Here is a 21,198-nt window from a genome sequence, read left to right as displayed (position 1 = left end):
CTACTTGTCGATGTCGCCGACCACGAAGAACATCGAGCCGAGGACCGCGATCAGATCCGGCACCAGGCAGCCGGGCAGGAGCGTGGCCAGCGCCTGCACGTTGGCGTACGAGGCGGTGCGCAGCTTCATCCGCCAAGGGGTCTTCTCACCCCGTGACACCAGGTAGTAGCCGTTGATGCCGAGCGGATTCTCGGTCCAGGCGTAGGTGTGCCCCTCCGGTGCCTTCACGACCTTCGGCAGTCGGACGTTCACCGGTCCGCTGATCCGGTCGACCTGTTCCAGGCAGCGCTCGGCGAGGTCGAGGGAGACGTACACCTGGTCGAGCAGGATCTCGAAGCGGGCGTGGCAGTCTCCGGCGGTCCGGGTCACCACGGGAACGTCCAGCGACCCGTACGCCAGGTACGGCTCGTCACGGCGCAGGTCGAAGTCCAGCCCGGAGGCCCGGGCTACCGGTCCGGAGGCGCCGAAGGCGGCGGCCTCGGCGGCGGAGAGCACCCCGACGCCGACCGTACGGGCGAGGAAGATCTCGTTGCGCCGGATCAGGTTGTCCAGGTCCGGCAGGCGTCGCCGTACCTCTCCGATCGCCTCCCGGGCGCGCCGGGTCCAGCCGGCCGGCACCTCCTCCTTGAGCCCGCCGACCCGGTTGAACATGTAGTGCATCCGGCCGCCGGAGACCTCCTCCATCACGGCCTGCAACGTCTCGCGTTCCCGGAAGGCGTAGAAGACCGGCGTGATGGCGCCGATCTCCAGCGGGTAGGAGCCGAGGAACATCAGGTGGTTCAGCACCCGGTTGAGTTCGGCGAGCGCGGTGCGTAGCCAGACCGCCCGCTCGGGTACCTCCATCCCCATCAGCCGTTCGACCGCCAGCACCACGCCCAGTTCGTTGGAGAAGGCGGAGAGCCAGTCGTGCCGGTTGGCCAGCACGATGATCTGCCGGTAGTCGCGTACCTCGAAGAGCTTCTCCGCGCCCCGGTGCATGTAGCCGACGATCGGCTCGCAGGAGATCACCCGCTCGCCGTCGAGGACCAGCTTGAGCCGGAGCACGCCGTGGGTCGACGGGTGCTGCGGTCCGATGTTCAGCACCATGTCGGCGGTGTCGAGGCCCGCCCCGGTGCCGACGGTCAGCTCCCGCAGCGTGCCGGTGTCGGCAGTCATGACCGACATCGTGCCACGCCGCCGCCGTCCGAGGCGCAGCCTGCGCGGTCCCAAGACGGTTAGGAAGGGGCCCTTGTACAACAGAAAGCGATAATAAGGGGCCCTTCCTCACATCCCGACGGGTTGGAGTAGCCACCAGTGGCCGCCGAGGCCGGCGGGGTCGGTCAGCTCGGCGGCTGTCGAGGCCCGGGCCAGGGCCCGGACGTATCCGGCGGGGTCGGTTGACGCCAGGGTGAGGGGCGGGCGGCGACCGTGGATTCCGAGGTTGTGCAGCGCGGTGCGTTGACTGAGCAGCTGGTACGGCAGGCCGGTGGCCTTCTCGCCAGCCGCCGCCACGGAGTCGATCGCGACGTGGGCGGTCAGGTCGCAGCTGCCGTCCGGCACCGGTGCCACCTGTCGACCGGCCCGGAACCCGGTGAGCGTGCCCTCCGGTGGTCGGCGTTCCCGCAGGTGGCCGTAGTCGACGGCGAGGGCGAGGCCGCGCTCCAGGGCGGCGAGCGCCCCGGTCCAGGCGAGGTCCCGGGCAAGTCCGACCTCGGCCCGCCCGACCCCGGTCGGCTGGTCCGGCCACCACTGGGCGAGCCAGTCCGCCTCGGCCGGGTCGAGCGGCCCGCCGACCGACTCGGTGCCGGTGGCGGGGTCGACCAGCATCCGCAGCCAGCCGCCCGGTCCGGGCACCGCCACGTCCAGCGGCACGTTGTCCAGCCATTCCGTGCCGACCAGCAGCCCGACGATCCGATCGGGCAGGTCCGGCCGCCAGGCGATCGCCTCGGGCAGGGCGTCGGGTCGCGGCGCGAGTTCCACCGCGGTCAGCCGGAGCCGGGCGGCCAGTTCGGGCGGGGCGAGCCGGGCCAGCGTGGTCAGCAGTTCACCGCGACCGGCGCCGACGTCGACCACGTCCAGCGGGTCGGGCCGTCCGAGCCCGGCGTCGACGTCGTCCAGCAGCCGCAGCAGCGCGGTGCCGAGGACCGGTACGGCGTGTGCACTGGTCCGGAAGTGCGCGGCGGGCCCGGCTCCGGTGACGAAGAACCCCGCGCTGCCGTACAGCGCGGTGGACATCGCCGATCGCCAGGAGATGGGCACCGGCACAGGTTATGCGGCGCCCGTCACCCGGCTTCACCCGCAGTTCAACGGCCGTCGCCGGACACTTTCGGGGCACCGCCGAGGGCTCCCGACCGGCGGTGAACGTTTTCACAACCTCTTGTTCCAGGCATGTCACGGCGGCGCATACTTGCGATCGACCGGTACCACATTTCGAGGACTGGATCATTGCTATGAGCGCATCACCGCGCCAGCTCGCCATCGGCGTGATCGGCGCCGGGCGGGTGGGAGCCGTACTGGGTGCCGCCCTGGCCCGCGCCGGCCATCGGGTGGTCGCCGCCGCCGGGGTCTCGGCCGCCGCCAAGGACCGGATCGAGAGCCTGCTTCCGGGTACCGAGGTACTACCGGCCCACGAGGTGGCCAGCGCCGCCACCGACCTGCTGTTGATCGCCGTACCGGACGATTCGCTCGGTGCGGTCGTGGCCGGGCTCGCCTCCACCGGTGTGCTCCGGCCGGGCCAGGTGGTCGCACACACGTCGGGGGCGCACGGGCTCGACGTACTCTCTCCGGTCCTCGCGGCGGGTGCCCGCCCGCTGGCCCTGCATCCGGCGATGACCTTCACCGGCACGGCCGACGACCTGACCCGGCTGCCCGGAATCTCGTACGGGGTGACCGCCCCGACGCCGCTGCGGCCGTTCGCCGTCCGGTTGGTCGCCGACCTCGGCGGCGTACCGGAGTGGGTGGCGGAGCGGGACCGCCCGCTGTACCACGCCGCCCTCGCGCACGGCGCGAACCATCTCGTCACCCTGGTCAACGAGGCCGCCGACCGGCTACGCGACGCGGGCGTGACGCAGCCGGAGAAGGTGCTCGGGCCGCTGCTCCGGGCCGCGCTGGAGAACGCCCTGCGGCTCGGCGACGGGGCGCTGACCGGGCCGGTGTCCCGGGGCGACGCCGGTACGATCGCCCGGCACCTGGACCGGCTCGCCGCGACCGCCCCGGAGTCGGTGCCCAGCTACCTCGCGCTCGCCCGGCGGACCGCCGACCGGGCGATCGCCGCCGGTCGGCTCCGGCCGTCCGACGCCGAGTCGCTGCTGGGTGTGCTGGCGAACCGGGACCGTCAGGTCGCCGCATGACCGGGCACGGCGGTGGGATCGGCCGGATCGGTCGGCCGGATCCTGGTGACGACGGGCGTAGCGAGGAGAGACCATGATCGAGGTGTTGCGGACCAGGGCGGAGCTGGCCGCCACGCTGGCGCCGCTGCCGGGGTCGCTGGCGGTGGTGATGACGATGGGTGCCCTGCACTCCGGGCACGAGGCGCTGCTGCGCGCGGCTCGGGAACGGGCCGACTTCGTGCTGGTGACGATCTTCGTGAACCCGCTCCAGTTCGGTCCGAACGAGGACTTCGACCGCTATCCCCGGACGCTGGACGCCGACCTGGAGGTCTGCCGGGCGGCCGGGGTGCAGTACGTCTTCGCGCCGTCGCGGGAGGAGCTGTACCCGGACGGCGAGCCAGTGGTCCGGGTCGACCCGGGAAGTCTCGGCGAGGAGTTGGAGGGCGCCAGCCGCCCCGGTTTCTTCAACGGCGTGCTGACCGTGGTGTTGAAGCTGCTCAACCTGCTCCGGCCGGACGTCGCGATCTTCGGGGAGAAGGACTACCAGCAGCTCACCATGGTTCGCCGGATGGTCCGGGACCTGGAACTGGACGTGGAGATCGTCGGGGTGCCCACCGTCCGGGAGCCGGACGGGCTGGCGTTGTCCAGCCGCAACCGCTACCTCTCCGCCGAGGACCGGACCTCGGCACTCCGCCTGTCGGCGGCGCTGCGGGCCGGCGCGACCGCCGCCGAGGACGGCCGTGGCGCCGACGGTGCCCTCGCCGCCGCGTACCGTGCCTTCGGCGAGGGTACGACCGGCGCCAAGCTGGACTACCTGGTGCTGACCGACCCGCACCTGGGACCCGCCCCGGCGTCCGGCCCGGCCCGGATGCTGGTCGCCGCCTGGGTCGGCGGCACCCGATTGATCGACAACCTGCCGGTCGAGTTGGCTCCGGCAGCCCGCACCACGGAGGAATAGTCCGATGTTCCGCACCATGCTCAAGTCGAAGATCCACCGGGCTACGGTGACCCAGGCGGACCTGCACTACGTCGGCTCGGTGACGGTCGACGTCGACCTGCTCGACGCCGCCGACCTGCTGCCCGGCGAGCAGGTCGCGATCGTGGACATCACCAACGGGGCCCGGCTGGAGACGTACGTCATCCCGGGCGAGCGGGGCAGCGGGGTGATCGGCATCAACGGTGCCGCCGCCCGCCTGGTGCAACCCGGTGACCTGGTCATCCTGATCTCCTACGCCCAGCTCGACGATGCCACCGCCCGGTCGTACCGGCCCCGGGTCGTGCACGTCGACGCGGCCAACCGGATCATCGAACTGGGCGGGGATCCGGCCGAGGCGGTGCCAGGGATGGCCGGTGACCTGGTCCGGGGCGACCAGGTGGCGAGCGAGTGATCCAGCTCCGGACCCGAATGGCCGCCCCGACACCAGGATGATCTCTACGTCACAGATGCCTGCGCCGGTTAACGTAGGGTGCAGCCATCTGTGACTGCCGGTCGCCCTGGGGAGGGACGCGATGCGCCGTTTGATGACCGCCCTGGCCCTGGCCGGAGCCGTTGGTCTCGGCCTGAGCGGTTGCGCCGCGCCCGGTGGCTCCGACGGAGACCTCACCGACGACTGGGCCCGGGTCGGCGAGCCGGAGATCTTCTCCCCGAAGGCGGAAGCGTGCCATGCGGCGGACTTCTCCGAGACCGTTTACCTGTCGTCGTACCTCCCGGTCGACTGTCCGACCAGTCACCGGCTGGAGACCGTACACGTGGGTGCCTTCACCGGAGCGGCGGCGAACGCGGCCGCGCCGCCGGCCCGGGACTCGCCCGATTTCGGCAGGGCCTATTCGGAGTGTGACGGCAAGGCGCGGGAGTTCCTCGGCGCGGACTGGCGGACCGGCCGGCTCTGGCTGGGCGTGGCGACCCCGTCGCCGCAGGGCTGGACCGGCGGGGCCCGGTGGTTCCGTTGTGACGTGACGGAGTTGTCCAATGTCGAGGACGAGGGCGACACGGTCACCCGTACCGGCACTCTCAAGGGGACACTGCGCGCGCCCGGACCGCTGCACCTGGGCTGCTACGCGGCGACGCTGACCCGGACCGGGAACATCGACCGGATGCCGAAGGTCGACTGCGGCCAGCGGCACAACAGCGAGTTCACCGGCGTGTGGCGGGCGCCCGGCGCCCTGAAGTATCCGAGCGCCGAGCGCGACTGGGCGGTGTTCTACGACGGCTGCTACCAGGTCGCCGCGAGGTACGTCGAGGTGCCGCGGAGCAGCATCCGGTTCCGTACCGGCATCATGGCGCTGCCCGGCGGACCGGAGGACTGGCAGGCGGGCAACCGGGGGGTGCGGTGCTACCTGTGGATCTCGGACGGCAGATTCACCAGGTCGCTCAAGGGCGCCGGCACCGGTGGCCTGCCCATGCGGACCGGATAGCGTCGCAGGCCACTTCCGGGGGCCCTGCCCGGACCGGCGCCACCGGTACGCGGTTGACTGGAATGATGCAGTTTCCGACCGTTGACCTGCCGGAGCTACCCCGGCTGCTGGCCGCGCCGGAGCCCGGCTGGGTGGAGACGACCGATGTGATCGTGATCGGGTCGGGCATCGCGGGGCTCACCGCCGCGCTGCACCTGCGCGAGGCGGGACTGCACGTCACGGTGGTGACCAAGGTCAACATCGACGACGGCTCCACCCGGTGGGCGCAGGGCGGCATCGCGGCCGTACTCGATCCGTTGGACACCCCTGCGGCGCACGCCTCCGACACCGAGGTGGCCGGGGTCGGGCTCTGCGATCCGGCCGCGGTCCGGGTGCTCGTGGAGGAGGGGCCGACCCGGCTGCGGGAGCTGATCCGGACCGGTGCCGAGTTCGACCGCAACGCGGACGGCTCGCTGATGCTCACCCGGGAGGGCGGACACCGGGCCGACCGGATCGTGCACGCCGGCGGCGACGCGACCGGCGCCGAGGTGCAGCGGGCGCTGCACGCGGCGGTCGGCCGGGATCCCTGGATCCGCCTGGTCGAGCACGCCCTCGTCCTCGACCTGCTGCGGACCCCGGCGTCCGGGTCGGCGGACCCGGGTCGGGCCTGCGGGATCACCCTGCACGTGCTCGGCGAGGGCAGCGAGGACGGGGTCGGCGCGATCCTCGCCCGCGCGGTGGTGCTGGCCACCGGCGGGATGGGCCAGGTCTTCGCCGCCACCACCAACCCGGCGGTCTCCACCGGCGACGGCGTCGCCCTCGCGCTGCGGGCCGGCGCCGCCGTGACCGACCTGGAGTTCGTCCAGTTCCACCCGACCGCGCTGATCCGGCCCGCCGGCGCGACGACCGGTGCCCAGCAGCCGCTGGTCTCCGAGGCGTTGCGGGGCGAGGGAGCACACCTGGTCGACGCCGACGGCAAGCGGTTCATGCTCGGTCAGCACGAGTTGGCCGAACTCGCCCCCCGGGACGTGGTGGCGAAGGGGATCCACCGGGTACTGCTGGCCACCGGTGCCGACCACGTCTACCTGGACGCCCGGCACCTCGGCGCGGACTTCCTGGCCCGGCGTTTCCCCACCATCGTCGCCTCCTGCCTGGCGGCCGGTGTCGACCCGGCGGTCGAGCCGATCCCGGTGGCTCCGGCGGCGCACTACGCCTCCGGCGGGGTCCGTACCGACCTGCACGGCCGCACCTCCATCCCGGGCCTGTACGCCTGCGGCGAGGTGGCCTGCACGGGCGTGCACGGCGCCAACCGGCTGGCCAGCAACTCGCTGCTGGAGGGCCTGGTCTTCGCCCGGCGGATCGCCCAGGACATCACCCGGGACCTGCCGGCACAGGCCGAACCCGCACCGGGCGGCGCGTGGCGTGGCGGGGCCGGCGCGGTGGTGGATCCGGCGGTGCGGGCCGGGCTGGCCCGGGCGATGACCCGGGGTGCCGGGGTGCTCCGGTCGGCCGACTCGCTGCGGGCGACAGCGGCCGAGCTGGTTCCGTTCGGCGCCACCCGGGGTGCGCCCCGAACGGCGAGCTGGGAGGCGACCAACCTGCTCACCGTCGCCTCGGCCCTGGTCGGCGCGGCGTATGCCCGGCAGGAGACCCGGGGTTGCCATTGGCGGTCCGACCACACGGAATCGCGCGACGATTGGCTCGGGCACCTGGTCAGCTCGATCGGTCAGACGGGCAGTCTCGAACAGGATTGGGAGGCACTGTGCTGAAACTCTCGACCACGCAGGCGTTGCAGGCCGCCGGGCTCGACCCGACGGTGGTGGAACGGATCGTGCGGGGGGCGCTGGACGAGGACCTGGGACCGGAGCGACGCGACGTGACCAGTGTGGCCACCGTGCCGGACGAGCAGGTCGACACGGCTGACGTGGTGGCCCGGGCCGACGGCGTGGTGGCCGGGCTGGCCGTGGCCGCCGCCGTCTTCGACCTGGCCGCCACCCGTACGGTGCGGGTGCTGCCGGTGGCCGCCGACGGCGACCGGGTGGCCCGGGGCGACGTGCTGGCGACGGTGACCGGGCCGACCCGGTCGCTGCTCAGCGCCGAGCGGACCGCCCTGAACCTGCTCAGCCGGATGTCGGGGGTGGCCACCCACACCCGGGCCTGGGTCGAGGCGCTGGCCGGTACGAAGGCGACGGTGCTGGACACCCGGAAGACGACGCCCGGCCTGCGGGCACTGGAGAAGTACGCCGTCCGGGCCGGCGGCGGCGCCAACAAGCGCATGGGCCTGTTCGACGTCGCCATGATCAAGGACAACCACAAGCTGGCGGCCGGCGGCATCGGTCCGGCGTACCGACGGGTCCGGGAGGCGTTTCCGGACGTTCCGGTCCAGGTGGAGGTCACCTCGGTCGCCGAGGCGGTCGAGGCGCTCGAGGTCGGCGCCGACTTCCTGCTCTGCGACAACATGACACCGGCGCTGCTGACCGAGGTGGTCGCGGCGGTGGGCGACCGGGCCGAACTCGAGGCGACCGGCAACCTGACTCTCGACACGGTCGCCGAGTACGCCGCGACCGGCGTCGACTACCTCTCGGTTGGGGCCCTGACCCACTCCTCGCCTATCTTGGACATCGCACTGGACCTCCGACCGGCAAGACCTCGGGCCCGGGACTGACGAATGCTGCTGTGTATCGACATCGGTAACACAAACACGGTCCTGGCGACCTTCGAGGGCGAGAAGCTGATCCACTCCTGGCGGATCAAGACCGACGCCCGGTCGACGGCCGACGAACTGGGCCTCAAGCTGCGTGGCCTGCTGGCCGGGGACGCGGTCGAGGTCACCGGCGTTGCCGCCTGCTCGACGGTGCCGGCGGCGCTGCGGTCACTGCGGTCGATGCTGTCCCGGTACTACGCGGACCTCCCCAACGTGATCGTCGAGCCGGGGGTGAAGACCGGCGTGCAGTTGGCGATCGACAACCCGAAGGAGGTCGGTGCCGACCGGGTGGTGAACACACTCGCCGCGTTCACCCTCTACGGCGGACCGTCGATCGTGGTCGACTTCGGCACCACCACCAACTTCGACGTGATCAGCGGTCGTGGCGAGTTCCTCGGCGGCGCGTTCGCGCCCGGCATCGAGATCTCGTTCGACGCCCTCGCCGCCCGGGCGGCCCAACTCCGCAAGGTCGAGCCGACCGTGCCGCGCTCGGTGATCGGCAAGAACACCGTCGAGTGCCTCCAGGCGGGGATGTACTTCGGCTTCGCCGGCCAGGTCGACCGGATCGTCGAACGGATGGTCGAGGAACTGGGCGAGGTGCGGGCGGTGATCGCCACCGGCGGGCTGGCGCCGTTGGTGATCGGCGAGTGCCGGACGATCACGCACCACGAGCCGATGATCACGCTGATCGGGTTGCGGATGGTCTACGACCGCAACCGGTAGGGCTCCGGCCCCGACCGAAACCCCCCGGTCCGGGCCGGACCCGATGGTCACCGCCGGCGGGCCCGGAAGACCAGGGTCCGGTACGGCAGCTCGAACGTCTCCCGGCCGGCCAGGTCCGGATGGTTCGCCGCCAGCTCGCGGATGGCCGCGTCGACCTCCCGCTGCCGCTGTTCGGTGGCGGTGATGTAGTGCGAGCGGGTGCCGATCATCCCGACGAGGGTTTCCGGAGTGTGCGTGACCGCGTGCCGGAACTCCGCCCGCTCGACCGGCTCGTAGTGCTCGCCGTGGTCGGCCATCCACGCGCCGTCCTCCCGGATTCCCCGCCCGCCGAGGAGTTCGACGGTGAGCGCGGTCAGCGCGGTCACCCAGGGCACCGAGTCGTCCCGCTCGTTGAACACCGCGGCGTACGTCCCGCCCGGGCGTAACAGCCGGGCCCCCTCGGCGTGCGCCACCGGATGGTCGAACCAGTGGTACGCCTGCCCGGCGACGATCGTGTCCACCGAGCCGTCCGGGAGCGGCACCTGCTCGGCCGTGCCGGCCAACGCGACGACGCCCGGGGTGGCGACGGCGAGCTGGGCCCGCATCCCCGGGTCCGGCTCGACGGGTGTCACGTGGTGGCCGAGGGCCAGCAGCACCCTGGTCAGGATGCCGGTGCCGGCGCCGAGGTCGACCACCCGGGCCGGCGCGGGACGGTCGACCGCCCAGGCGACCGCCGGTTCCGGATAGCTCGGCCGGTACCGGTCGTAGGCGGTCGCCGCGACACCGAAGGAGAGGGCGTGCATCTGATCAACCATGCCTGGAGGTTATCCAGTGCCGGACCCGGTCGGCACTTGAGTACGCTCGGGGCCGAACTCAGCCGACACAATTCCCGAGGAAGCATGCCGTGACCCAGGAGATTCCCAGCCCTGCCGATCCCGTCGACGACGTCCCCGAGCAGATGCGGGTCCGCCGGGAGAAGCGGGAGCGCATGCTCGCCGAGGGCGTTGAACCGTATCCGCTGGGATATCCGCGGACGGCGACCCTCGCGGAGATCCGGGCCCGCTACGCGGACCTGCCCACCGACACCGCCAGCGGGGACGTCGCGTCGGTGACCGGCCGGGTGATCTTCGTTCGTAACACCGGCAAGCTCTGCTTCGCCACCCTCCGGGACGGCGACGGCACCGAACTGCAGGCGATGCTCTCACTCGATCGGGTCGGCGCGGATCGTCTCGATGCCTGGAAGCGGCAGATCGACCTCGGCGATCACGTCGGAGTGACCGGTGAGGTGATTACCAGTCGGCGGGGTGAGCTTTCGGTGCTCGCCGATTCCTGGGCGCTGACCGCGAAGGCGCTCCGGCCGCTACCCGTGGCGCACAAGCCGCTTAGCGAGGAGGCGCGGGTCCGGCAGCGTTATGTCGATCTGATCGTGCGGCCCCGGGCCCGGGAGATGGTACGCACGAGGGCGACGACGCTGCGTAGTCTGCGCGATTCGCTGCATGACCGGAGTTTCGTCGAAGTCGAAACCCCCATGCTGCAAGCACTGCCCGGTGGTGCTACCGCACGGCCATTCGTAACGCACAGCAATGCGTTAGACACGGATCTGTATCTGCGAATCGCCCCCGAGCTTTTTCTCAAGCGGGCGGTGGTCGGCGGCATCGACCGGGTCTTCGAGATCAACCGTAACTTCCGGAATGAGGGGACCGACTCTTCGCACTCGCCCGAGTTCGCCATGCTGGAGGCATACGAAGCGTACGGTGACTATGACACTATGGCGACCCTCACTCGTGAGCTGGTGCAGCGTGCCGCGCTCGCGGCCAGCGGGTCGCACGTGGTCACGCACGCCGACGGCACCGAGTTCGACCTCGGCGGTCAGTGGACTTCGACCACCCTCTACGGGGCGCTTTCCGAGGCGCTGAGCGAGGAGGTGACGGTACGGACCGGGATGGCCGACCTTCTGGGCTACGCGGAAAAGGTGGGGCTGGCGGTCGATCCCAAGTGGGGGCCGGGCAAGCTCGCCGAGGAGCTTTTCGAGGAACTGGTGGTGCCGACACTGCGGCAGCCCACGTTCGTCCGGGACTACCCGGAGGAGACGAGCCCGCTGGTCCGGGGGCACCGGTCCGAGCCGGGGCTCACCGAGAAATGGGACCTGTACGTGCTCGGATTCGAGCTGGCCACGGCGTACTCGGAGCTGGTGGACCCGGTTGTGCAGCGGGAGCGTCTGGTGGTCCAGGCGCAGCGGTCGGCCAAGGGTGACGACGAGGCGATGCGGCTCGACGAGGACTTCCTGCGGGCCATGGAGTACGGAATGCCGCCGTCCGGGGGCATGGGAATGGGAATCGACCGGCTCCTGATGGCCCTCACCGGCCTCGGAATTCGGGAAACCATCCTCTTCCCGATGGTCCGCCCGGAGTAGTAGTCGGCCCCGGCCTGTCGCATAGTTTCGCCATCCTATTGACGAAGCAAGCATCTCGCGGGCTATTGTGCTCTTGTTTGCGGAGAACCTGCTCGAAAGGATAGCGACACGTGGCCAAGCAGATCATTCACAAGCTGGTCGATGACCTGGACGGCGGAGACGCGGACGAGACCGTCAAGTTCTCGCTCGACGGCGTTCAGTACGAGATCGACCTGTCGGACAAGAACGCCGGCAAATTGCGGGACCTATTCGCCCCGTACGTCGCGGCCGGCTCCAAGGTGGGCCGGGGCGGCGTGGTCGTCGGCGGGCGTGCCGCACGCGGTCGGGGTGGCGCCACCGCCGACCGGGAGCAGAACAAGGCGATCCGGGCGTGGGCCAAGAAGGAAGGCAAGGACATCTCCGACCGCGGGCGCATCCCCCAGGAGATCGTGGATGAGTACCACGCGAAGGCGGGCCGCTAGTCGTAGCGCTTCTCGACGCCCCGGCGGGGTGGGTGGACGGCCGGCCGTTCGCCCACCCCGCACGTTTCATCCCGATACCCTGGTTATTCGACAAAACGGTCGAATTCGCCGTTGTGACGCATCGGCGGCGGATCTCGTCGGTGTCGGGCCGGCGTCGGAGCGTGTGGCCAGGTGCTCCCGGCAACCTGACCGGTCCGGGAACAACCTGGCGGCCCAGGCGTTGTCCACAACCAGTGGACGGAGTTGTCCACAGCCTGTGGACGATGCGGGTCCGTGTCGTCAGGGTAGGGGCTTGAAATTTCGCTCTGCGCGTACAGCGAGCGGTCTGGGAAGCATCGCTGAGCGTGGGCAGTTGGTAAAAACGTCGCGTACGTGGCTCATTCCAGCAACACACGACCTCAGGAGAGTCGGCTCGCGGCGATAGAGTAAGGGAGCACGGGCGTCCGCCTCGGACGTCCGGGTGGTGGCCCCGCCACGATGCTTGGCCATCAAGATCGAGTGCGCACGGCACGTGAGGAGCACGAGGGCATGTTCGAGCGGTTCACCGACCGAGCGCGGCGGGTTGTCGTCCTGGCTCAAGAAGAAGCCCGGATGCTCAACCACAACTACATCGGTACGGAACACATCCTGCTAGGTCTCATCCACGAGGGTGAAGGCGTCGCGGCGAAGGCCCTGGAGAGTCTGGGCATCTCGCTGGAAGGCGTCCGCCAGCAAGTCGAAGAGATCATCGGCCAGGGTCAGCAGGCGCCGAGCGGGCACATCCCGTTCACGCCGCGGGCCAAGAAGGTGCTGGAGCTGTCGCTGCGCGAGGCGTTGCAGCTCGGCCACAACTACATCGGCACGGAGCACATCCTGCTCGGGCTGATCCGCGAGGGCGAGGGCGTCGCCGCCCAGGTGCTGGTGAAGCTCGGCGCCGACCTGAACCGGGTCCGCCAGCAGGTCATCCAGCTCCTCTCCGGCTACCAGGGCAAGGAGCCGGCCGCGGCCGGTGCCGCGCCGGGTGAGGCCGCGCCGTCGACCAGCCTGGTGCTGGACCAGTTCGGCCGGAACCTGACCCAGGCCGCCCGGGAGGGCAAGCTCGACCCGGTCATCGGCCGGGAGAAGGAAATCGAGCGGGTGATGCAGGTGCTCTCCCGCCGTACCAAGAACAACCCGGTCCTGATCGGCGAGCCCGGGGTCGGCAAGACCGCGGTCGTCGAGGGCCTCTCCCAGCGGATCATCAAGGGTGAGGTGCCGGAGACGCTCAAGGACAAGCAGCTCTACACGCTTGACCTGGGTGCCCTCGTCGCCGGCTCGCGGTACCGCGGTGACTTCGAGGAGCGCCTCAAGAAGGTGCTCAAGGAGATCCGCACCCGGGGCGACATCATCCTGTTCATCGACGAGATCCACACCCTGGTGGGTGCGGGTGCCGCCGAGGGCGCGATCGACGCGGCGAGCATCCTCAAGCCGATGCTGGCCCGTGGCGAGCTGCAGACCATCGGTGCGACCACCCTCGACGAGTACCGCAAGCACCTGGAGAAGGACGCCGCTCTGGAGCGGCGGTTCCAGCCGATCCAGGTGGGTGAGCCGTCGCTGGCGCACACCATCGAGATCCTGAAGGGTCTTCGGGACCGTTACGAGGCACACCACCGGGTCTCCATCACCGACGCCGCACTGGTGGCGGCGGCGACCCTGGCCGACCGGTACATCTCCGACCGCTTCCTGCCGGACAAGGCGATCGACCTGATCGACGAGGCCGGCGCGCGGATGCGGATCCGTCGGATGACCGCGCCGCCAGACCTGCGTGACTTCGACGAGCGGATCGCTCAGGTCCGTCGCGACAAGGAGTCCGCGATCGACGCGCAGGACTTCGAGCGCGCCGCGCAGCTCCGCGACAAGGAGAAGCAGCTCCTCGGCCAGAAGGCGCAGCGGGAGAAGGAGTGGAAGGCCGGCGACCTGGACGTGGTGTCCGAGGTCGATGACGAGCAGATCGCCGAGGTCCTGGCGAACTGGACGGGTATCCCGGTCTACAAGCTCACCGAGGAGGAGACGTCCCGGCTGCTCCGCATGGAGGACGAGCTGCACAAGCGGGTCGTCGGCCAGGAGGACGCGGTCAAGGCGGTCTCGAAGGCGATCCGGCGTACCCGGGCCGGCCTGAAGGACCCGAAGCGTCCGTCCGGCTCGTTCATCTTCGCCGGTCCGTCCGGTGTCGGTAAGACCGAGCTGTCCAAGGCGCTGGCGGAGTTCCTGTTCGGCAGCGAGGACGCGCTGATCCAGCTCGACATGTCCGAGTTCCACGACCGGTACACCGTGTCGCGGCTGGTCGGGGCGCCCCCCGGCTACGTCGGCTACGACGAGGGTGGCCAGCTCACCGAGAAGGTGCGGCGCCGGCCGTTCTCGGTGGTCCTCTTCGACGAGATCGAGAAGGCCCACCCGGACGTCTTCAACACCCTGCTCCAGATCCTGGAGGACGGGCGGTTGACCGACGGCCAGGGCAGGATCGTCGACTTCAAGAACACCGTCATCATCCTGACCACCAACCTGGGCACCAGGGACGTGGCCAAGGCGGTGTCGATGGGCTTCCAGGCCTCCGAGGATTCCGACTCGAACTACGAGCGGATGAAGCAGAAGGTCAACGACGAGCTGAAGCAGCACTTCCGGCCGGAGTTCCTCAACCGGATCGACGACACGATCGTGTTCCACCAGCTCAACCAGAACGAGATCCTGCACATCGTGGACATCATGATCCAGCGGATCGAGACCCAGCTCCGCAACAAGGACATGGGGCTCGAGCTCACCGACAACGCCAAGAAGTACCTGGCGAAGAAGGGCTTCGACCCGGTGCTGGGCGCCCGGCCGCTGCGTCGGACGATCCAGCGCGACATCGAGGACAACCTGTCGGAGCGGATCCTGTTCAACGAGTTGACCCCGGGCCAGATCGTGGTCGTGGACTGCGAGGGCGACCCGGAGGACATCGACAAGTCCAAGCTGGTGTTCCGCGGTGCGGACAAGCCGGTTGCGGTGCCCGACGCGGTGCCGGCCGACCTTGGCAACACCGCCGCCGCTGGCGCGGACGAGTAAGCACGTTAGAAACGGGTCCGGCCCGGCGACGCAGTCGCCGGGCCGGACCCGTTTCTAACGTGTAAGGAAGGGCCCCTTCTTATCGCTTTTTGTAGAGGAAGGGCCCCTTCTTAACCACCCACCCGCGGCTCAGCCTCGCCGGCCAGCACGCAGGTGTCGCCGATCATCTCGACCAGGCCGTCCTCGATGAGACCGGCCAGGGCGCGGGACCGTTGCAGGTCGTCGGCCCAGACCAGGTCCAGCCGGTCCCGGGGTACCGGCCCGGTGGTCTCCCGCAGTACGGCCAGGAGCTTGCCCCGGACCTGCCGGTCGGTGCCGGCGTACCGCTGGGGGCGCCGGGTCGGGCCGGGCGGCGCGGATCTGCCGGACGCCCGCCAGGCACACCGGGTGGCCAGTGGACAGTCGACGCACCGGGGGGACCGGGCGGTACAGACCAACGCACCCAGCTCCATGAAGGCGGCGCTGGCCCGGGCGGCCGTACCGGGCTGCGCCGGAAGCAGTGCCTCGGTCGCGACCAGGTCGGCCGGCCGGGTCGCCGGGCCGGCGTCCGGTTCACCTGCGACCGCCCGAGCCACCAGCCGTCGTACGTTGGTATCCACCACCGGATGGCGCTGGCCGTACGCGAAGGCTGCCACCGCCCGTGCGGTGTAGCTCCCGACGCCGGGCAGCGCCAGCAACTGCTCCAGATCGGCCGGTACGTCGCCGCCGTGCCGCTCCACCAGCGCCGAGGCGCACTCGTGCAGCCGCAGGGCCCGACGTGGGTAGCCGAGTCGTCCCCACATCCGGATGGCTTCGGCCGGCGTGTCGGCAGCCAGCGCCGCCGGCACGGGCCACCGGGTCAGCCATGCCCGCCAGGCCGGCAGCACCCGTACCACCGGGGTCTGCTGCAACATGATCTCGCTGACCAGGATCGGCCAGGCCCCGACGCCGGGCTCTCGCCACGGCAGGTCGCGGGCGTTCTTGTCGTACCACCGGATGGCCGCGGCGGCGAGCTGCGTCTTCGACATCGCGCCGTCGATCCTGTCACGTCTGTCGGTCCGGGTGTCCGTCGGCCCGGGCGTCTGTCGGCTCGGGTGTCCGTCGGCCCAGGGGCCCCTGGCGTACATCAGGGGGCTGTGGTGCTGCGGGGAGTGGGATGCCGGGCCTGGTCGGTGGCCTGGTGGGCGGTTCCGTCCCGCAGCTTGGGCCGGACGTCGGGTCGAGCCTCGGAGCGGGCGTGGATCGGGCAGACTGCCCGGATGAGCGAGCTGGCGATCACCGTCATCGGTCCGGACCGACCCGGCATCGTGGCTGACGTCGCGGAGGCCCTGGCCGAGGTCGGGGCGAACCTGACCGACTCGACCATGACCCGGCTACGTGGACACTTCGCGATGACACTGATCTGCGTCGGTCCCTCCGGGCCGGAGGCGGAGGCCGCGCTGGCTCCGGTCGTCGCCGACGGCCCACTGGTGGCGACGGTACGGCAGGTCGGCGCGGAGGCGTCGAGTGCGCCGTTCGGCGAGCCGTACCTGATGGCCGTGCACGGGGCGGACCGGCTCGGCATCGTCTCGGCGTTGACCCGGGTGCTGGCCGAGGCCGGCGGCAACGTCACCGATCTGACCACCCGGCTCACCGGGCCGCTCTACGTCCTCCTCGCCGAGGTCGAGCTGCCACCGGGTACGGCGGAGAGCCTTGCCGGCCGGCTGGCCGAGGTGGCCGCCGGACTGGATGTGGAGGTCACCCTGCGCCGAGCCGACTCGGATCTGTTGTGACCGCGGAGCAGGACTGCGGTCTGGGTGACTGGACGACGGCGGTGCTCGGCGACCCGGGTGAGGTGCGGTCGGTGGTCACCGCCCCGGCCGGGGTGTTGAGCCGGGCCGGCGAACAGGTCGATCCCCTCGCCGACGACGTGGTCCGGCTCGCCGCCGACCTGGTCGCCACCATGCGGGTGTCACCCGGCTGCGTCGGCCTGGCCGCGCCGCAGGTCGGGGTCGGTGCCAGGGTCTTCGCCGTGGACGTGACCGGTCATCCGAAGACACTGACGTCGCACGGCATCTTCGTGCTGTGCAACGCGGAGGTGGTCGAGGCCAGCCGGTGGCGGCTGGGCCGGGAGGGCTGCATGTCGGTCCCCGACCTGACCGGTGACGTCAAGCGGGCCAGCCGGGTGGTGGTCCAGGCGTTGCTGCCGGGCACCGGTGCGGCGGTGCGGCTGGTCACCGACGGCTTCGAGGCGCGGGCCCTGCAACACGAGATCGATCATTGTCTGGGTCGGTTGTTCCTCGACCGGGTGGCCGGCGCGCACGCGGTCTACCAGCGCAAGGTCTATCTGTGAGGAGCGGCGGAGACGGCGCCGCCGCCGGGTCCGCCCGACGGTGCCCGGACCGATCGGGTACGCCTCGGCGGGCGCCCGGCGCGTCGTGAGGTTCGGTGGCACGGGTGCCGATACGGTGAGGACATTATGCGTTTGACGGTTGGCCCCCTGCCGCCCGCCGTGTACTGGCGGCGTCGAGCCGTCGTGCTCGGTGCCGGGCTGCTCTTTCTGATCGTGTTGTTGTACTCGTGTCTCGGGCCGGGCGGCGAGACAGACAACACCGGTAAGGGCGCCGGCTCGGGTCAGTCGACCGGGCCGACTCCGCTGCTCACGCCGGAGGTGGACGCCTCGCAGTCCGATGCGCCGGAGACGGGTGCCCCGGTGGACCCGGCGTCGAGCGCTGACCCGTCCGGCGCGCCGGACGGTGGCGGCGACGATCCTCCGGTCGAGCCGGCCGGCGGCGGACAGGTGCCGGCGGCCCCGCCACCGGTGGAGAACGAGTGCACCGACGCGGAGATGTCGGTCATCCCGGTGCCCTCCCAGACCTCCGCACAGCGCGGTGAGACGATCGAGCTGCGGATCAAGATCAAGAATGTCTCGGGTCGGACCTGCAACCGGGACGTCGGCGCCGACCTACAGGAGCTGTACATCAAGCTCGGCGCCCGTAAGGTCTGGTCGTCCGACGGCTGTGCCACCGTGCGGTCCAACGACGTACGGCCGTTCCCGCCCAACCACGAGAACACGTACATGGTTCCCTGGAACGGCAGGGAGAGTTCCAAGTGCGGCAACGGGGTCGCCGCCGGGCCCTACCCGTCGGCCGGCACCTACCAGCTCTTCGGGCGGCTCGGGGACAAGCACAGCGATCCGGTGCGGCTCACCATCACCGGATGAGTCGGGGACTTACCGGATGAGTCGAGGGCTCAGACGTAGCGCTCCAGAATGGACGCCTCGGCGAGCCGGGACAGCCCCTCCCGTACGCCCCGCGCCCGGGCGTCGCCCACCCCGTCGACGGCCTGGAGGTCCTCAACCGTCGCGCCGAGCAACCGTTGCAGGCTGCCGAAGTGTCCGACGAGCCGGTCGACCACGAGGCCGGGCAGCCGGGGCACCTTGGCGAGCAGCCGGAACCCGCGTGGGCTGACCGCGGCGTCGAGCGCGTCCGAGGCGCCCGGGTAGCCGATCGCCTTGGCGACCGCGACCAGGTCGATCAACTCGGTCGCGGTGAGCAGGTCCAGCTCGACCAGGGCCTCGTCAAGGGTCCGCGCCTTGCGTCCGGTCGGCAGGTAGTCCCGGATGACCAGTGTCCGGTCCGCGTCCACGCCCGCCATCAACTCGTCGAGCTGGAGGGCGAGGAGCCGGCCGTCGGTGCCCAACTCCACGACGTACCCGGCGATCTCGTCGGCGATCCGACGGACCATCTCCAGCCGCTGCACCACGGCGACGGCATCGCGAACCGTGACCAGGTCCTCGATCTCCAGCGCGGACAGCGTGCCGGAGACCTCGTCCAGACGGAGCTTGTAACGCTCCAGGGTGGCCAGCGCCTGGTTGGCCCGGGACAGGATCGCCGCGGAGTCGTCCAGTACGTGCCGCTGGCCGTTGACGTAGAGGCTGATGATCCGCATCGACTGGCTGACCGAGATCACCGGGAATCCGGTCTGCCGGCCCACCCGCTCGGCGGTGCGGTGCCGGGTGCCGGACTCCTCGGTCGGGATCGACGGATCGGGCATCAGATGCACGGCGGCGCGGACGATCCGGGTGCCGTCACTGGACAGCACCACCGCGCCGTCCATCTTGCACAGTTCGCGGACCCGGGTCGCGGAGAACTCGACGTCGAGGGGGAAGCCGCCGGTGCACAGCGCTTCGACGACCTTGTCGTAGCCGAGCACGATCAGGGCACCCGTACGGCCACGCAGGATGCGTTCCAGGCCGTCACGTAGTGCCGTACCCGGCGCCATCAGCGCGAGGTTGGCGCGCAACGGATCCCCGGTCAGCCCTCCGCCGGTCACGGTCACTCCGACGCTGACAGGGCGTGCCGCCGAGCCGGCGGCGCTGGTGCGGACAGGGGAGGCCGCGCTGGCGGTTCGGTTCGCTTCGCGGTCGATCGGCACTCGGACATTCTACGGACCGCCCTGCGTTGGGTGCTGCCGCGGTTACTAAGACGTGCCACTGTGCCTGTTTCCTCCCATCGATGCGCCGTCGGTACCGTTTCGGAACCGGCTGCGAAGTGTCCAGTTTGCACCTGAATGACAAGCCTTGTCAGTCATGGCGGTTCCCGTCGGACCCCGGGTAGCAACGGCCGTAAGCATGACACGGCGCGGCGTGCCGCAGCTCCGTGACCGTATGGTTACTCAGCCGATATCCGCGCCACGGACTGTAGCGCCGATCGCACGTCGGTGACTTCCATCACCCGCATGTTCTCCGGACCCGCCCCGCTCGCCGTCGGCCCACAACCGGCGGGTACCAGAGCGAACCGGAAGCCGAGTCGGGCCGCCTCGGCCAGCCGTCGGGGTACGGCGGCCACCCGGCGTACCTCACCGGTCAGCCCCACCTCGCCGATCGCCACCAGATTCGGTGCGATGGCCAGGTTCAGGCCGCCGGACGCGACGGCGAGCGCGACCGCGAGATCGGCGGCCGGCTCGACCACCCGGATCCCGCCGACGGTGGCGGCGAAGACCTCCCGGTCGTGCAGGGTCAGCCGCTCGGTCCGGCGTTGCAGCACCGCGAGCACCATCGCCAGGCGGGCGCTGTCCAGGCCGGAGACGGTCCGGCGGGGCGAGCCGGCGACCGTGGCGCCGATCAGCGCCTGCACCTCGGTGACCAGTGCCCGCCGGCCCTCCATGGCCACCGTCACGCAGGTCCCCGGGACCGGCTCGGTGGACCGGGTCAGGAACAGCCCGGACGGGTCGGCCAGGCTGCTGATCCCGCCCTCGTGCATCTCGAAGCAGCCGACCTCGTCGGCCGTGCCGAACCGGTTCTTGACGCCCCGGACCATCCGCAGCGAGGAGTGCTTGTCGCCCTCGAAGTGCAGCACCACGTCGACCAGATGCTCCAGCACCCTCGGGCCGGCTACCTGGCCGTCCTTGGTCACGTGCCCGACCAGCACGGTCGCGACGCCCCGCTCCTTGGCGATCGAGACCAGGGCGGCGGTGACCGCCCGGACCTGGGTCACCCCGCCGGGCACCCCCTCGGAGCCGGGGGTGGAGATCGTCTGTACGGAGTCCAGCACCAGCAGGCCCGGCTTGACCGCGTCCAGGTGCCCGAGGACGGCGCCGAGGTCGTTCTCGGCGGCCAGGTAGAGCTGGTCGTGCAGCGTGCCCATCCGCTCGGCCCTGAGCCGGACCTGGCTCACCGACTCCTCGCCGCTGACCACCAGCGACGGGCTGCCGGCTCCGGCCGCCCACTGCTGGGCCACGTCCAGCAGCAGGGTCGACTTGCCGACCCCCGGCTCACCGGCGAGCAGGACCACCGCGCCGGGCACCAGTCCGCCGCCGAGCACCCGGTCCAGCTCGGGCACCCCGGTGGGGACGGCTCGGGCCGGCGCCGCGCTGATCGTGGCGATGGGCCGGGCCGGCTCGGCCGGTGCCCGGGAACTCACCACCCGGCCGGAGACGGTGGGACCGGTCAGCGTCGACTCGACGACGGCACCCCACTCGCCGCACTCCGGACAGCGCCCGACCCACTTGGGCGGCTGGTGGCCACAGGCGTCGCACTCGTAGGCGGGCCGGGGCTCGCGGGCCGCGGCCCGGGTGCGCCCGGCGGCTGGGCGTGGCGTGGCTCGGCTGTTCACCTCAGCACGCTATCCAATTCGTATGACGAAACCGGTACCGATCGCGCGCCATCCTCGCCGGTATGCCAAAGCGCGACCTTGT

Annotated in this window: 19 protein-coding genes; 13 read left to right on the top strand and 6 right to left on the bottom strand. The window is 70.9% G+C overall.

Going from position 1 to position 21,198, the window contains the following annotated elements; translation table 11 throughout:
• Complete coding sequence (locus ACFP2T_RS04470) at positions 1-1,164, bottom strand: NADH-quinone oxidoreductase subunit D (RefSeq protein ID WP_377417500.1); 1,164 nt, start codon at positions 1,162-1,164, stop codon at positions 1-3.
• Between the two features lie 99 nt (positions 1,165-1,263).
• A complete protein-coding gene (locus ACFP2T_RS04465) occupies positions 1,264-2,238 on the bottom strand; it encodes an SAM-dependent methyltransferase (RefSeq protein WP_377417498.1) in 975 nt (324 codons plus the stop codon).
• A gap of 191 nt (positions 2,239-2,429) precedes the next feature.
• Here ACFP2T_RS04465 and ACFP2T_RS04460 point away from each other — a divergent pair, with 191 nt between their 5' ends.
• The 7 genes from ACFP2T_RS04460 (at position 2,430) to ACFP2T_RS04430 (ending at position 9,129) form a co-directional block, all read left to right on the top strand.
• Positions 2,430-3,329 (top strand): Rossmann-like and DUF2520 domain-containing protein, encoded by a 900-nt coding sequence (locus ACFP2T_RS04460; protein WP_377417496.1) that lies wholly within the window; start codon positions 2,430-2,432, stop codon positions 3,327-3,329.
• A gap of 73 nt (positions 3,330-3,402) precedes the next feature.
• On the top strand, positions 3,403-4,266 hold the full coding sequence (panC, locus tag ACFP2T_RS04455) for a pantoate--beta-alanine ligase (RefSeq protein WP_377417494.1): 864 nt from the start codon (positions 3,403-3,405) through the stop codon (positions 4,264-4,266).
• Between the two features lie 4 nt (positions 4,267-4,270).
• Positions 4,271-4,696 (top strand): aspartate 1-decarboxylase, encoded by a 426-nt coding sequence (panD, locus tag ACFP2T_RS04450; RefSeq protein ID WP_377417492.1) that lies wholly within the window; start codon positions 4,271-4,273, stop codon positions 4,694-4,696.
• Between the two features lie 121 nt (positions 4,697-4,817).
• A complete protein-coding gene (locus ACFP2T_RS04445) occupies positions 4,818-5,723 on the top strand; it encodes a septum formation family protein (protein WP_377417490.1) in 906 nt (301 codons plus the stop codon).
• A gap of 65 nt (positions 5,724-5,788) precedes the next feature.
• Positions 5,789-7,471 carry an L-aspartate oxidase gene (locus tag ACFP2T_RS04440; RefSeq protein ID WP_377417910.1) on the top strand — a complete coding sequence of 561 codons (1,683 nt, stop codon included), beginning with the start codon at positions 5,789-5,791 and terminating at the stop codon, positions 7,469-7,471.
• Complete coding sequence (gene nadC, locus ACFP2T_RS04435) at positions 7,468-8,367, top strand: carboxylating nicotinate-nucleotide diphosphorylase (protein WP_377417907.1); 900 nt, start codon at positions 7,468-7,470, stop codon at positions 8,365-8,367. Before ACFP2T_RS04440 ends, nadC begins: the two co-directional genes overlap by 4 nt.
• A 3-nt stretch (positions 8,368-8,370) precedes the next feature.
• Complete coding sequence (locus tag ACFP2T_RS04430) at positions 8,371-9,129, top strand: type III pantothenate kinase (RefSeq protein WP_377417488.1); 759 nt, start codon at positions 8,371-8,373, stop codon at positions 9,127-9,129.
• A 47-nt stretch (positions 9,130-9,176) separates the two neighbouring features.
• On the opposite strand, the gene ACFP2T_RS04425 is transcribed toward ACFP2T_RS04430, so the two are convergent.
• Entirely contained in the window at positions 9,177-9,923 is a 747-nt protein-coding gene (locus tag ACFP2T_RS04425; RefSeq protein ID WP_377417486.1) for a class I SAM-dependent methyltransferase, read from the bottom strand.
• Between the two features lie 143 nt (positions 9,924-10,066).
• Here ACFP2T_RS04425 and lysS point away from each other — a divergent pair, with 143 nt between their 5' ends.
• From lysS to ACFP2T_RS04410, 3 genes are all read left to right on the top strand, one after another.
• On the top strand, positions 10,067-11,521 hold the full coding sequence (lysS, locus tag ACFP2T_RS04420) for a lysine--tRNA ligase (protein WP_377417905.1): 1,455 nt from the start codon (positions 10,067-10,069) through the stop codon (positions 11,519-11,521).
• A 110-nt stretch (positions 11,522-11,631) separates the two neighbouring features.
• Complete coding sequence (locus ACFP2T_RS04415; protein ID WP_192766542.1) at positions 11,632-11,982, top strand: histone-like nucleoid-structuring protein Lsr2; 351 nt, start codon at positions 11,632-11,634, stop codon at positions 11,980-11,982.
• Positions 11,983-12,510: 528 nt separating this feature from the next.
• On the top strand, positions 12,511-15,042 hold the full coding sequence (locus tag ACFP2T_RS04410; protein ID WP_377417903.1) for an ATP-dependent Clp protease ATP-binding subunit: 2,532 nt from the start codon (positions 12,511-12,513) through the stop codon (positions 15,040-15,042).
• A gap of 110 nt (positions 15,043-15,152) precedes the next feature.
• On the opposite strand, the gene ACFP2T_RS04405 is transcribed toward ACFP2T_RS04410, so the two are convergent.
• Positions 15,153-16,049 (bottom strand): HhH-GPD family protein, encoded by an 897-nt coding sequence (locus tag ACFP2T_RS04405; protein WP_377417484.1) that lies wholly within the window; start codon positions 16,047-16,049, stop codon positions 15,153-15,155.
• Between the two features lie 231 nt (positions 16,050-16,280).
• On the opposite strand from ACFP2T_RS04405, the gene ACFP2T_RS04400 reads away from it, so the two are divergent.
• The 3 genes from ACFP2T_RS04400 to ACFP2T_RS04390 all read left to right on the top strand — a co-directional run bounded on the left by ACFP2T_RS04400 (position 16,281) and on the right by ACFP2T_RS04390 (position 18,223).
• A complete protein-coding gene (locus ACFP2T_RS04400) occupies positions 16,281-16,793 on the top strand; it encodes a glycine cleavage system transcriptional repressor (protein WP_377417482.1) in 513 nt (170 codons plus the stop codon).
• Positions 16,790-17,353 (top strand): peptide deformylase, encoded by a 564-nt coding sequence (locus ACFP2T_RS04395; RefSeq protein WP_377417480.1) that lies wholly within the window; start codon positions 16,790-16,792, stop codon positions 17,351-17,353. The genes ACFP2T_RS04400 and ACFP2T_RS04395 overlap by 4 nt, the downstream gene beginning before the upstream one ends.
• A 126-nt stretch (positions 17,354-17,479) precedes the next feature.
• The gene (locus tag ACFP2T_RS04390; RefSeq protein WP_377417478.1) at positions 17,480-18,223 is read left to right on the top strand and encodes a hypothetical protein; all 744 of its coding nucleotides are present in this window, start codon (positions 17,480-17,482) and stop codon (positions 18,221-18,223) included.
• A 29-nt stretch (positions 18,224-18,252) separates the two neighbouring features.
• Here ACFP2T_RS04390 and disA read toward each other — a convergent pair whose 3' ends face one another.
• The gene (gene disA, locus ACFP2T_RS04385) at positions 18,253-19,437 is read right to left on the bottom strand and encodes a DNA integrity scanning diadenylate cyclase DisA (RefSeq protein WP_377417476.1); all 1,185 of its coding nucleotides are present in this window, start codon (positions 19,435-19,437) and stop codon (positions 18,253-18,255) included.
• A gap of 236 nt (positions 19,438-19,673) precedes the next feature.
• Entirely contained in the window at positions 19,674-21,116 is a 1,443-nt protein-coding gene (gene radA, locus ACFP2T_RS04380) for a DNA repair protein RadA (protein ID WP_377417474.1), read from the bottom strand.
• Positions 21,117-21,198: the final 82 nt, after the last annotated feature.

It is taken from the genome of Plantactinospora solaniradicis (assembly GCF_042658085.1).
In the GTDB taxonomy this organism is placed as follows: domain Bacteria; phylum Actinomycetota; class Actinomycetes; order Mycobacteriales; family Micromonosporaceae; genus Plantactinospora; species Plantactinospora solaniradicis.
This window is presented reverse-complemented; position numbering and strand designations above follow the sequence as displayed.